This is a genomic window from Lacisediminihabitans sp. (assembly GCF_036404185.1).
Classification (GTDB): domain Bacteria; phylum Actinomycetota; class Actinomycetes; order Actinomycetales; family Microbacteriaceae; genus Lacisediminihabitans.
On record NZ_DASWPB010000080.1, the window covers coordinates 11,984 to 23,829 of the forward strand.

The window sequence follows — 11,846 nt, forward strand, 5'->3', positions numbered from 1 at the left end:
CGGGCCGCGACGGATGCGCGGCCCGGGTAGATTGGGACGAGGCGTTCGGCGACATCAGGAGGGGTTTCTCGTGGGCGGTTTCCAACTCTCCGCCGAGCAGGCCGCGGTCTTCGACACGATCGAGAACACGAGGGAGAACATCTTCGTCACCGGTCGTGCGGGCACCGGCAAGTCGACACTGCTCAACCATCTCTCCTGGAACACCGACAAACAGGTGGTCATCTGCGCGCCGACCGGGGTGGCGGCCCTCAACGTCGGCGGTCAGACCATCCATTCGCTGTTCCGCCTGCCCATCGGGGTCATCGCCGACCACGAGATCGAGCAGAGCGCAGAGCTCAAGAAGCTGCTCAACACCATCGACACGCTCGTGGTCGACGAGGTCTCGATGGTCAACGCCGATCTCGTCGACGCCATCGATCGCAGTCTGCGACAGGCGAGGCAGCGGCCGCTCGAGGCCTTCGGGGGTGTGCAGGTCGTCCTGTTCGGCGACCCGTACCAGCTCGCCCCCGTTCCCGGCGACGTCGATGAGCGGGCCTACTTCGCCGACCAGTACCGGTCCATGTGGTTCTTCGACGCGAAGGTCTGGCAGGAGACGGAGCTGCGCATCTTCGAGTTGACGACCATCCATCGTCAGCACGAGGCGGAGTTCAAGTTCATGCTCAACGCCGTGCGGCACGGTCAGGTCACCGCGGAGATCGCCGCCCGCCTCAATGAGACCGGGGCGCGTCCCGCGCCGACGGACGGAACCATCACGCTGGCGACACGCAATGACACGGTCAACCGGATCAACGCCGCGGCACTGGCCCGGCTGCCGGGCAGGGTGCTCACCGCGAAGGCCGAGATCACCGGGGAGTTCGGCGGACGGGCCTATCCGGCCGACGAGTCGCTCGAGCTCAAGGTGGGGGCACGGGTGATGTTCCTCCGCAACGACAGCGGCACGGACGGCGGTCAGCGCTGGGTGAACGGCACGGTCGGCACGGTGACCAAGATCGCCTCGACGGTCTTCGTCGAGGTCGACGGCGAGGTGCACGAGGTTCAGCCGGCGATCTGGGAGAAGTTCAAATACACCTACTCGCCGACGACCAAGCAGCTCCGCAAGGACATCGTGGCGGAGTTCCAGCAGTTCCCCCTGCGGCTGGCCTGGGCGGTCACCATTCACAAGTCGCAGGGCAAGACCTACGACAGGGCCATCGTGGACCTCGGTTCCGGCACCTTCAGCGCCGGCCAGACCTACGTCGCGCTCAGCCGGCTCACGGAACTCGAGGGCCTCTACCTGAGCAGGCCGCTTCGCCCGTCGGACATCCGGGTGGATCCGGATGTGCAGCGCTTCATGAGCGGGGCCGTTGCCGTGCCAGGGATCGACGCCTGAGCGTCCCCTGCGCCTAGCGAGACCCCTCGCGGGCGAGCGCCGGCCGGTCCGTCGTCTCGGTGCCGAGGCCGACGCAGAGCAGGAACACCGCGCTGCCGAAGTGCAGGACATGGTCGACCGGCCCGAGCGCCAGCACGTTCGCGGCCGTTCCGGCGACGAAGAGGCCGAAGATCCCGAGGACGAGAAAGAAGGTCCCGGCGGTCGTGTTCGCCGTGCGCGCTCCGCGCCCGGTGAGCCCGGCGACCAGGAGCGCAACGCCCACGACGAGATGGAGGAGATCCTGGGCGAGGTTCACCTCGAGAACGCCGAACAGGAGGCCGTGCGAGGCGACGAGCAGCCCGAGCAGACCGACGGCGAGATAGACGGCGCCGACGATGGTCGCCAGCAGGCGATTGGGGGATGTTGGCACAAAATCTACGGTAGCCGGTCATCCGTCGGCGGCACCATGGGATCATGCCGATCATCCCCGATACAAAAGACTGGACCTGGGTCCTCGAAAGACCGTGCCCCGAGTGCGGCTTCGATGCCTCCGGTATCTCGGGCACCGATGTGCCCTCGATCCTCCGGGCGAACGCCGCCGCCTGGCCCGTCGTGCTCCGGCGGACGGATGTCGCGGTGCGGCCGGACGAGACCACCTGGTCCCCGCTGGAGTACGCGGCGCATGTGCGGGACGTCTTTCGCGTCTTCCATGCCCGCCTTGGCCTCATGCTCGACCAGGACGATCCGCTCTTCCCGAATTGGGACCAGGACGAGACCGCCGTCGCGGAGCGCTACAACGAGCAGGATCCGGCGGTGGTCTCCGCGGAGCTGCTGGAGTCGGCGGAGAGGCTCGCCGCCGCCTTCGGCTCCGTTCCGGACGATTCGTGGCCGCGGCCCGGTCGTCGAGGCGACGGGGCGAGCTTCACGGTGGCGACCCTGGGGAGATATCTGGTCCACGATCCGATCCACCACCTGTGGGACGTCCGGGGTTAGTCGACCAGGTGCTCCTCGAGGAAGGACGCCGTGCGCACGAAGGCCAGCTCCGCCGCGGGGACATCGGTGGTGCGCGTGACGGTCGCGTTGGCGAAGGAGTGCACGGTCCCCGGATACACAAAATCCCTCACCGGGGTGCCGTGGTCCTTGAGCCGGTCGAGGAAGGACTCCGGGTCGTCGCCGTCGCCCCACTCGTCCGTCTCGGCGAACTGGAGCAGCACGGGGCACGGGATGACACCGTGCTGATCGGCCCCGAGGGTGGCGTAGTAGGCGACCACCGCATCCGTCGCACCCCCCTGGGCGTGAAGCAGGGCGAGCCAGCCGCCGAGCGAGAAACCGACGACGCCTATCCTCTGCGAGCCCTGGGCACGCGCGGTCTCGACGATCTCGTCGAGGATCGCCAGGGCCGTCGCCACGTCCAGCCGATTCATCAGCTCGCTCGCGGTGGCCTCGTCGATGGTCGCCACACCGTCGTAGAGGTCGGGGACGACCACTCGGTAGCCTTGATGTTCGAGGCCCTTCGCGTAGTTCTCGAGCCAGGGCAGGCGTCCGTACCAGTCGTGAACGAGCACGATCAGCGGATCTCCCGGTCGCCCGTAGTACAGCGGCACTCCCGGTGACGGGATGGGAACCAGCTCCGTCATGCTCCGCCGCCTCTCGTCACCGCCCGAGGAATCGCTTCCGCCTCAACGATAACGTCGAGGAGGGGCGTGGTCGATCGACCACGCCCCTCCTGTGAACGGGGATCACGAGGTTGCGATGCCGGTTTTCACTACTGGCGGCCAGAGGCGCCGAACGATCTCCTGGAATTCGAGGTCGACCAGATGGTCGTCGGAGTACACGATGTCGGCGAATCGCTCATCGACCGGCTCTTCGATCGTCGAAGTGCAGACCTTCATCTCAATCACCGTCCTTCAGTCGTGGGAGGGATTCCCCCCGAACTCGGCAGCGCGCCGGAACGGGCGTCACGCGTCGATCTTCTGCTGCTCCTTACCCGCGTGCCGCGTGCCGCTGCTGATCTCGATCTTGCGCGGCTTGGCGTTGGCTGCGATGGGAACACGCAACGTCAGCACACCCGCGTCGTAGTGGGCCTTGACGTTCTCGGTGTCGAGAGTGTCGCCCAGAACGAGCTGACGGCTGAAGACGCCCCACGGACGTTCCGCGGTGACCGCCTCGGACGCATCGGGGAGGTTGGCGAACCTCTCCGCCTTGACGGTGAGCACGTTGCGCTCGACGTCGATGTCGATCTTGTCCTGGTCGACGCCGGGAAGATCGAGCTGGACGACGAATTCATCACCCTCTCTCCACGCGTCCATCGGCATGGAGCTCGGCCGGGTGGCCGTCCCGAAAACCTGCTGGGCGAAGCGGTCGAGCTCGCGGAACGGGTCATTACGAATCAACATTGTTAACTCCTCCAATCGGTCTCAGGTTGTTGCCGATCTGTGTCGGCTGATATAGATTTTTATAACTCCGATTCGAATCGGGTGCAAGCCGTTTTCAGCGAATCTGAAGATTGAGATTGGGGGAGAGGTGATGACAGCGAGCGCCGACGATGAGCTCGTCAGCGGCCTGTACGGCATCACCGCCGCCGCCGAGCTCGTGGGTCTCGGTGAGCAGACACTGCGGCTCTACGAGAGCCGGGGCCTGCTCACCCCCGCGCGGACGGCCGGGGGAACCCGGCGCTACTCGGAGTCGGATCTCGCCGTCCTGCGCCGGGTGACCGGCCTGCTCGAGCTCGGGCTGAACCTCGCCGGAGCGGCGATGGTGATGCGGCTGGAGTCGGAGAATGCCCGCCTGCGCGCGGAGATCGAGCGCGGGCGCCCCGGATCGGGTCTCAGGCGCGCCGGACCGCGAGTTCGGCCCTGATCGGCCAGTCTTGATCGTCGAGGATGACCTGGGCGGCCGTTCCGGTGGTCGCGTTGATGACGATCGGCGCCATGAGGTTCATCGTCGTTCCGCTCTCTCTGGGGGTGGCCACAACTAGGACAAGCGGCCGATCCGCCGTCTCCAGATCGAGCGCGAGGCGCTGCCCATCGGAGAGGCGAGGGGAGTAGTCGGCCAGATGCAGGGATGCGTCGAGCAGGAAGAGCCGCAGGCTCTCGTCGTCGAGGGATCGGAGGGAGTAGAGGCCGTCCGCCCCGTCCACCCCGTCGAGCGAGAAGTCGACAAACGGATCGAGCCCGGGGGGAGCGGCGAGGAAGCGGAGCCGCCTGCTCATCGGAGGTAGTCCATGAGCGTCGGCTGCAGGGTGCGCGAGGTGACCGCGAGCGCGGCCTGATAGCTGACCTCCTGCTGCTTGAGCTGGATCACGATCTGCGAGAGATCGACGTCCTCGACGCTGGAGCGCTGCGACTCGAGGGTGTTCGTCGTCTGCAGGTTCGTGTCCTTCGTCTTCTCGACCTGGGCCTGGCGGGCCCCGACGGCGCTCTGCTCGCCCTGGATGGCGGTCATAGCGGTGTCGATCGCCGTCAGGCGCGACCCGACGTTGACCCCGGCGCGCAGGTCAGCCGAGATGCTGTCGATCAGTGCGAAGACCGAACTGGTTCCCGTCCCGAAGACGGCGGACCCGTCGGAATCCACCCGCACGGTCTGGTTGCTGTCGATGCGTCGGAGCACGGGACTCGTGGACCCGGTGTAGTCGAGGTCCGCGGTGAAGGCGGCACCGGCATCCGAGTCGCCGGCGAAGACGGTACGACCAAGATAGGTGGTGTTCGCGGTGCTCAACAGGTCATCGCGCAGGTCGTCGAGCTCCATGGCTATCGCCTCCTTGGCGGCGGGGTTCAGCGAGCCGTCGTTGGCTCCCTGGACGGTCAGGTCCCGCACCTTGCGGAGGATGTCGGTGGCGTTGGTCAACGCGCCGTCGATGGTCGCGAGCCATCCGGTGCCGTCGTCGATGTTGCGGCCGTACTGGGTCGTCGCGCTCTGGGCCGCGCGGATGCGCAGCGAATCGGCGGTCCCGGTCGGGTCGTCGGAGGGGACACCGATCTTCTTGAGGCTCGTCGCCGTGTCCTGCATCTTCGCCAGCGCCGCGGCGCTCGCCTGCAGGTTGCGCTGCGCGTTGAGGACGCGGGTCTGGCTGGTCACACGATTGATCATGTCGTCACCTTCCGACCAGTCCGGTGTGGTTGATGAGCACATCGAGCATCTCGTCGACGGCCGTCATCAGTCGGGCGGCGCCCTGGTAGGCGGTCTGGAAGGTGACCATGCTGATGTTCTCCTCGTCGATGTCGACGGACGCGTTCGCGACCTGGGCGTCGCTCGCGGCCGATGCGGCGGAGTCGGCGAGCGATGCGCGCTGGAGGGCGCTCTTCGCCGAGACGCCGATCTTGACGACGAAGGAGGACCACATCGAGTCCGGGGAGTCGGCAGCCGTCCCGAGCTGGGCGATCGCATCGGCCGTGGTGTTGCCGAGCGCCCCCTCGCCGCTGCCCGCGACCGCGATGCCCGTGGTGTCGGTGGGCACGACGGTCAGTCCGAGAGCCGCGGGACCCGTGGACGAGATGGCGAAGAAGTCGAGGTCGGTGGCTCCGGTGCTCGTCGCGCCGGTGCGATGGACGGCGTTGACCTGGTTCGCCAGGTAGGTGGCGAAGGAGTTGAAGCCGGCCGCCGCCTCCGCGATCTCCCCGCCGGTTCCCGTCGCGTTGGCCGGGGCGAGCATCGCCAGGGAGCCGGCGATCTCGCCGGACTCGACCGCGACGGGCAGTCCCGGTCTCGTCGCCCATTCGAGGGTGACCGGCGGGGTTCCCGTCATGGTCGAGCTGCCGCTCACCGCCACGGCGTAGGAACGGTCGCCGCTGACCAGCTGGTTGCCGCCGACGAGCACGTCGACGGTCCCGTCCTGGTTGGTCTGCACGCTCGCACCGGTGAGCGCCGAGATCGATCCGAGCAGGACGCTCCGCTTGTCGAGGAGCTCGTTGGCCGACCCGCCCGCCGCCAGCGTCGACCTGATCTGCGCGTTCAGATCGGCGACCTGGGACCCGGCATCGTTGAGCTCCTGCACCATCCCGTCGAGCTTGGTGCGCACCTGGCCCCACTGATCGTTCACGGCGCTGTATCCCGCCGCGATCTGATCGGTGAGCGCCGTCGCCTTCTGCAGAAGCACGCCTCCGGCGGCGACGTCGCCCGGGCGGTTCGACACGTCCCCCCATGCCCCCCAGAAGCCCTGCAACTGGGTGGACAGGCCGTCGTCCCCCGGCTCGTTCAGGGCGGCCTGAACGGCGGTGAGAGCGTTCGAGCGAACGGCGAGGTTGCCGGAGGTCGCCGCAGTGCTGCGCACCTGCGCGTCGAGGTACTGGTCACCCAGCCGGGCGATGCCGTCGATCGACACCCCCTGGCCGACCCCGACCGAGCCGCCGGAGAACAGGCCGACCCTGGCGAGGGAACCGATGGCGCTCGTGGTGACGCGCTGACGGGTGTAGCCGTTTGTGGTGGCGTTGGTCATGTTCTGGCCGACGACGTCGAGCCCCTGGCGCGCCGCATTGAGGCCGGACGCGGCGGCGTTCAGCCCGCTGAATGTGCTCATGCTGCCTCCGTCACAGGGTGAAGTCGAACATCTGGGCACCGCTCGCCGTCGCGGTGCCGCCGGTGGAATCGTAGGTGCCGTGGGCCTTCTCGCCGTCGGCCTGGTTCTCCTGGACGAAGCGGATGGCGGTGCGCAGGTAGTGCACGTTGAGGTCGCGCAGCTCGCGGATGTGGTTCGTCAGCTCCGTGAGCGCGGCGAGGTGGGAGTCGAAGATGTCGGACCATGGCCCCTCAGGGGCATGGGAGACGAGCTCGCGCAGAGTCGCGTCCTCCGGGGCGCCCCACTCCTTCGCGACGACCGCGGACTCGATGGTGCGGGCCAGCTCGGTCTCCTTCAGCCGGTCCATGACCTGTTCGACCTCGCGGGTGGCGTACTGAAGCCAGCGCGACCTGCCAGAGGCCAGGAGGAACTGCTCCTCTTCGAGCTTGAAGGCGAGCAGGTCGAGCAGCTCACGCTCTCGCCAGAGACAGCTCGACAGCTCGTTCGCGCTCATATCAGCTCCGGATCGGTCGTCGGTCAAAACGGACGTTCCATTGGATCGTTCGGCCGACCGCATCGCCCCACCTCCGTTCGGAGAGGACTATCGGCAACGATATCTCGCGAGTAAGGAATTCGTCGAGATCGAGAGTAATGGACGTGTCCGCACAAAGGCGGACACAAAAACGGATATGTACCGTGAACTGGGGGTAGAAGATCAGAGATATTCATCAGAAACGCTGGTTGCGGGGGTGTTGCCCCCCGATAGAGTGGCACCAGATCGAGTCGTCCCAACCCGTCGTCCCGATCGCAAACGCTTCACCGTCTCCCGAAAAGTGAAAACGTTTTTCAAATAATTGAACCGTTTTGATTTCGATGACCTGCCTTCGGGCAGCCACATACAACGTGATGGGTAGACGGAGCAAGAGACGTGGACAGAGCACAGCGCAACAAGCTGGTCGTGGACAACCTCCCGCTTGTCGGGTATCTCGTTTCCGAACTCTGGGCCAGGGCGACGCACCTGTCGAGGGACGACCTCGCGTCGGCAGGAGCCCTCGCCCTGATCACCTCGGCCGATGCCTACAACGGCGAGCTCGGCATCCCGTTCGGCGCCTTCGCCAGGAAGCGCATACTCGGCGCCTTCGCCGACGAGATGCGATCGAGCGACTGGGCCGGCCGCGGCGCGCGGCGTCGGATCAAGGAGACGATGGCGGTGCAGGAGACGCTCGTCGCCGCCCTCGGGCGCACCCCGAGCATCGACGAGATCGCCTCGGCCCTCGGCGTCGACCGGGCGGAGGCGCAGGCGGGCCTGGCCGATGCCGCCAGGAGCGTTGTGCCCCTGGACGACGCGGTCACCGACATCCTCGTCGCCGATACCGCCCTCCCCGAGGACTCCCTTCTCGCCGTCGAGCGGCTCGGCTACCTCAACGCGGCGGTCGAGGCCCTTCCCGAGCGGATGCGCTCCATCGTCAGGCAGATTTACTTCGAGGATCGTTCTGTCAAGGAGATCGCCGAGGATCTCGGCATCACCCATTCCGCGGTCTCCCAGCAGCGCGCGGAGGCCATCCGACTGCTCCGCGACGGCCTCGAGACCCATTACTCGGACTCCTCCATCAAACACATCCCTCAGTCGCGGGTCTCCACGGCCGCGCGGAGCGCCTACCTCATGAACGTGGCCAACGTGGCCATGAGCACGATGTCGCATGTGGCACGGGCGTCGAGGGAAGACTCCGCCGCCTCCTGATCGCGGTTTCGCAAAAAGCTTCCGCCGCCGCCTAACGCCGAGGGTGGGGCGTGCCGATAGCTAGTGGTGTCGGACCACGGATGGGCCGACGCGAAACGACCCAATCACGGAGGAAAACACCATGGGTATGCAGGTCAACACCAACATTTCGGCACTCAACTCGTACCGGAACCTCACCAACACGCAGAACGATCTGGCGAAGTCGCTCGAGAAGCTCTCGAGCGGTCTGCGCATCAACCACGCTGCGGACGACGCGGCCGGTCTCGCCATCTCCCAGGGCCTGCAGTCCCAGGTCGGCGGCCTCACGGTCGCCAGCCGGAACGCGCAGGACGGCATCAGCGTCATCCAGACGGCTGAAGGTTCGCTCTCCGAGGTCCAGACCATCCTGCAGCGTGTTCGCGATCTCGCCGTTCAGTCGGGCAACGACTCGAACAACTCCGATTCGCGCAACGCGATCCAGACCGAGGTCACGGCGCTCACCAGCGAGCTCACGCGGATCGGGACGTCGTCGAACTTCAACGGCACCAAGCTCCTCGACGGCGCGGTCTCGCTGACGTTCCAGGTCGGTGCCGGCGGCGTCGCTGCCGACGACCAGATCGCCGTCTCGACGACCGATGTCGGCGCCATCGCCACCGCGGTCGGCGGCCTCTCGTTCGCCAGCGCGACCGATGCCCTCGCCTCGATCAACACCATCGACACGCAGATCACCGCCGTGTCGACGGCCCGGGCGAGCCTCGGTGCTCAGCAGAACCGGTTCGAGAGCGTCATCCGCAACCTCAGCGTCTCCACGGAGAACCTGACGGCGGCGAAGTCACGCATCACGGACACCGACATGGCGGCCGAGATGGTCAAGTACACCCGCTCGAACATCCTGTCCCAGGCGGGCACCGCGATGCTCGCACAGGCCAACCAGGCCAACCAGGGCGTTCTCACGCTGCTGCGCTAAGCGGTCACGACCGGCGCCCGGTGGCCACCGCGACGAGAACCAGACCTCTCGAGACGATGGCTGCCGGGCGTCAACCCCACCTGCACGATCACCCCGGCTGCCCAGAGACGGAATCTAAGGAACAGGCATGGCAATCTCCCTCGACGGTCTGTCCAGCGGGCTGGACACCACGGCCCTCATCACCACGCTCATGCAGGCGGAGGCGCAGCCGCAGACGCTGCTCAAGGCCCAGGTCACCTCGACCACGGCGGAGATCGCCGCCCTGCAGGGCCTGAACACGAAGCTCGCCTCCCTCGCCGATCTGGCCACCTCCACCGCCAAGAAGGGCGCGCTCGACCTGTATGCCGCCACCAGCAGCTCGACGGCCCTGACCGCGACGGCGGCGGCCGGCGCATCCGCCGGCGAGCTCCAGGTCGTCGTGAGCGCTCTCGCCCAGAGACAGGTCGGTGTCTCCGCCGCGATGGCGACCTGGCCGTCCCCGTCGACGCTGACGATCGTCGGCCACGACGGCACGCCGGTGGAGATCTCTCCCGCATCCTCCTCGCTCGACGACGTCGTCTCCGCGATCAACGCCGCCGGCGCCGGTGTCACCGCGACCAAGGTCGCCTCGGGCACCGACGCATCCGGCACCAAGCTCTACCGGCTTCAGCTGTCGAGCACGACGACGGGCGCGGCCTCCTCGTTCACCGTGTACCAGGGATCGGCCGCCGACGTCGCGGCGGGCACCGCCGTCGACGTGCTGGCGGCGCCGGGAAGCGCCATCATCAAGACGGCCCAGGACGCGAAGCTCACGCTCTGGGCGGGAAGCTCCGCGGAGCAGGAGATCACCTCCTCGAGCAACACCTTCACCGACCTGCTGCCCGGGGTCTCGGTGAGCGTGACCGCCACCTCGACGGATCCGATCACCGTCGCCGTCGGCCGGGACGTCCAGCAGGTGAGCGCGGTCGCGAGCAAGCTCGTGGACGCGTTGAATCAGGTCTTCTCGACGATCACGAGTCAATCGGCCGTCGCGACGACGACGGCCGCGGACGGCACCACGAGCGTGACGGCGGGGGTCTTCTCCGGCGACACCACCGTTCGCGACATCAACGACAAGGTCATCAACGCCGCCTCGGCGCCGATCGACGGCCATTCGCCGTCCGAGTACGGCATCAGCATCACCAGCAGCGGAACGCTGACCTTCGACGCCGACAAGTTCGCCGCCGCCCTCGCCGCGGATCCCGCGACCGTGAACGCCGCTCTGCAGACGATCGCCTCGCGGGTGGCGGACGTCGCCACCACCGCATCCGACAAGTACGTCGGCACCCTGACCGGCAAGATCACCGGGGATCAGTCGCAGGTGACCCGGCTCAATCAGCAGGTGGCTGACTGGGACATCCGCCTCGCCAGCCGCAAGGCGACCCTGGAGAAGACCTACTCCTCCATGGAGGTCACCCTGAGCAACCTCAAGGCCCAGCAGGCGAACCTCACCTCCCAGCTCGCAGCCCTCACCACCTCGACGGAAAGCTCATGACCATCTCCGATCTCGGCGCGCAGCGCTCCCAGTACACGACGGACGCCGTGCTGTCCGCCTCTCCCGTCCGGCTCCTCACCATGCTCTACGACCGGCTGCTGCTCGATCTCGACCGGGCGAGGATCGCCCAGCCGAGGCAGGACTGGCCGGTCGTGTCCGAGAACCTCTTGCATGCGCAGGCGATCGTCGCCGAGCTGGCCGCCTCCCTCCAGGTGGAGTCCTGGGACGGGGCGAGCTCCCTCCTGGCGCTCTACCACTACTGCCAGAGCCTGATGGTCGGGGCCAACGTCCGTCGTGAGCTCGCCGGCATCGACGAGTGCATCGAACTGCTCGAACCGATCAGGCAGGCCTGGCACGAGGCGGCCGGGCAGCTCTCTGCCGCTGTCCCGCCGGTCACCGGCCTCTCCAGGGAGCTCGGCGTTGCCTGAGTCGCCCGAGGGCGGATGGCCCGCGCTGCTCGCGGAGATGGAGGCCTGCCTCGTCGCGGCGGAGGCCGAGCCCCGGCCGGACGGATTCGCCGCGGAGCCGGTCTGGACGCCGCCCGACTCCATCGGCCCGCTGCCCGTGGAACTCGCCGAGCGGGCGCGGGCGATCGTGCGGGCGCAGGCCGCCACGATCGCACTGATCGAGGATCGTCGCAGACAGATCGGGCGGCATCTGGTGGCCCTGCGCAGCATTCCCCTGGCCGGCGACGGAGGCAGACCGAGCTATCTCGACACGATGAGTTGAATTAATTCCGTCCGACGCCTAACGCCTGCGCGCCGGCGACCGATAGCTAATGGTGAGCACGGATCGCTCGCCCAA

General features: G+C 67.3%; 16 protein-coding genes. 8 read left to right on the forward strand and 8 right to left on the reverse strand.

The annotated features are described in order from the left end of the window. Positions 1 to 70 precede the first annotated feature (70 nt). The gene (locus VGC18_RS04705) at positions 71 to 1,369 is read left to right on the forward strand and encodes an ATP-dependent DNA helicase (protein ID WP_331094741.1); all 1,299 of its coding nucleotides are present in this window, start codon (positions 71 to 73) and stop codon (positions 1,367 to 1,369) included. Between the two features lie 13 nt (positions 1,370 to 1,382). Here the strand turns inward: VGC18_RS04705 and VGC18_RS04710 are convergent, their stop codons facing one another. Then, a complete protein-coding gene (locus tag VGC18_RS04710; RefSeq protein ID WP_331094743.1) occupies positions 1,383 to 1,778 on the reverse strand; it encodes a DUF4383 domain-containing protein in 396 nt (131 codons plus the stop codon). Positions 1,779 to 1,822: 44 nt separating this feature from the next. Here VGC18_RS04710 and VGC18_RS04715 point away from each other — a divergent pair, with 44 nt between their 5' ends. After that, positions 1,823 to 2,341 (forward strand): DinB family protein, encoded by a 519-nt coding sequence (locus VGC18_RS04715; RefSeq protein ID WP_331094745.1) that lies wholly within the window; start codon positions 1,823 to 1,825, stop codon positions 2,339 to 2,341. Here the strand turns inward: VGC18_RS04715 and VGC18_RS04720 are convergent. The 3 genes from VGC18_RS04720 to VGC18_RS04730 form a co-directional block, all read right to left on the reverse strand. Next, positions 2,338 to 2,985, reverse strand: coding sequence for a dienelactone hydrolase family protein (locus tag VGC18_RS04720; protein WP_331094747.1), 648 nt, complete (start codon positions 2,983 to 2,985; stop codon positions 2,338 to 2,340). The two genes, VGC18_RS04715 and VGC18_RS04720, sit on opposite strands and share 4 nt — an antisense overlap. A gap of 102 nt (positions 2,986 to 3,087) precedes the next feature. Then, on the reverse strand, positions 3,088 to 3,249 hold the full coding sequence (locus VGC18_RS04725) for a hypothetical protein (RefSeq protein ID WP_331094749.1): 162 nt from the start codon (positions 3,247 to 3,249) through the stop codon (positions 3,088 to 3,090). 57 nt (positions 3,250 to 3,306) lie between these two features. After that, positions 3,307 to 3,744, reverse strand: coding sequence for an Hsp20/alpha crystallin family protein (locus VGC18_RS04730; RefSeq protein ID WP_331094751.1), 438 nt, complete (start codon positions 3,742 to 3,744; stop codon positions 3,307 to 3,309). A 130-nt stretch (positions 3,745 to 3,874) separates the two neighbouring features. On the opposite strand from VGC18_RS04730, the gene VGC18_RS04735 reads away from it, so the two are divergent. After that, positions 3,875 to 4,207 (forward strand): MerR family transcriptional regulator, encoded by a 333-nt coding sequence (locus VGC18_RS04735; protein WP_331094753.1) that lies wholly within the window; start codon positions 3,875 to 3,877, stop codon positions 4,205 to 4,207. Here VGC18_RS04735 and VGC18_RS04740 read toward each other — a convergent pair. From VGC18_RS04740 to VGC18_RS04755, 4 genes are read right to left on the reverse strand one after another with little or no spacing between them, the layout of a single operon-like run. Next, positions 4,176 to 4,559: a flagellar assembly protein FliW gene (locus VGC18_RS04740; protein WP_331094755.1), complete on the reverse strand. Its 384-nt coding sequence runs from the start codon at positions 4,557 to 4,559 to the stop codon at positions 4,176 to 4,178. The two genes, VGC18_RS04735 and VGC18_RS04740, sit on opposite strands and share 32 nt — an antisense overlap. Then, a complete protein-coding gene (gene flgL / locus VGC18_RS04745; protein WP_331094757.1) occupies positions 4,556 to 5,437 on the reverse strand; it encodes a flagellar hook-associated protein FlgL in 882 nt (293 codons plus the stop codon). The genes VGC18_RS04740 and flgL overlap by 4 nt, the downstream gene beginning before the upstream one ends. Before the next feature lie 4 nt (positions 5,438 to 5,441). After that, positions 5,442 to 6,863, reverse strand: a complete 1,422-nt coding sequence (gene flgK / locus VGC18_RS04750; protein ID WP_331094759.1) for a flagellar hook-associated protein FlgK — start codon at positions 6,861 to 6,863, stop codon at positions 5,442 to 5,444. A gap of 10 nt (positions 6,864 to 6,873) precedes the next feature. After that, positions 6,874 to 7,356 carry a flagellar protein FlgN gene (locus VGC18_RS04755; RefSeq protein WP_331094761.1) on the reverse strand — a complete coding sequence of 161 codons (483 nt, stop codon included), beginning with the start codon at positions 7,354 to 7,356 and terminating at the stop codon, positions 6,874 to 6,876. A gap of 414 nt (positions 7,357 to 7,770) precedes the next feature. Here VGC18_RS04755 and VGC18_RS04760 point away from each other — a divergent pair, with 414 nt between their 5' ends. From VGC18_RS04760 to VGC18_RS04780, 5 genes are all read left to right on the forward strand, one after another. Beyond that, positions 7,771 to 8,583, forward strand: coding sequence for a sigma-70 family RNA polymerase sigma factor (locus VGC18_RS04760; protein WP_331094764.1), 813 nt, complete (start codon positions 7,771 to 7,773; stop codon positions 8,581 to 8,583). A 121-nt stretch (positions 8,584 to 8,704) separates the two neighbouring features. Next, positions 8,705 to 9,529 (forward strand): flagellin, encoded by an 825-nt coding sequence (locus VGC18_RS04765; protein ID WP_331094766.1) that lies wholly within the window; start codon positions 8,705 to 8,707, stop codon positions 9,527 to 9,529. A 127-nt stretch (positions 9,530 to 9,656) separates the two neighbouring features. Beyond that, positions 9,657 to 11,042 carry a flagellar filament capping protein FliD gene (gene fliD / locus VGC18_RS04770; protein ID WP_331094768.1) on the forward strand — a complete coding sequence of 462 codons (1,386 nt, stop codon included), beginning with the start codon at positions 9,657 to 9,659 and terminating at the stop codon, positions 11,040 to 11,042. Beyond that, positions 11,039 to 11,470 (forward strand): flagellar export chaperone FliS, encoded by a 432-nt coding sequence (gene fliS, locus VGC18_RS04775; protein WP_331094771.1) that lies wholly within the window; start codon positions 11,039 to 11,041, stop codon positions 11,468 to 11,470. The genes fliD and fliS overlap by 4 nt, the downstream gene beginning before the upstream one ends. Further along, positions 11,463 to 11,771 carry a hypothetical protein gene (locus tag VGC18_RS04780; RefSeq protein ID WP_331094773.1) on the forward strand — a complete coding sequence of 103 codons (309 nt, stop codon included), beginning with the start codon at positions 11,463 to 11,465 and terminating at the stop codon, positions 11,769 to 11,771. The genes fliS and VGC18_RS04780 overlap by 8 nt, the downstream gene beginning before the upstream one ends. The last annotated feature ends 75 nt before the right edge of the window (positions 11,772 to 11,846 follow it).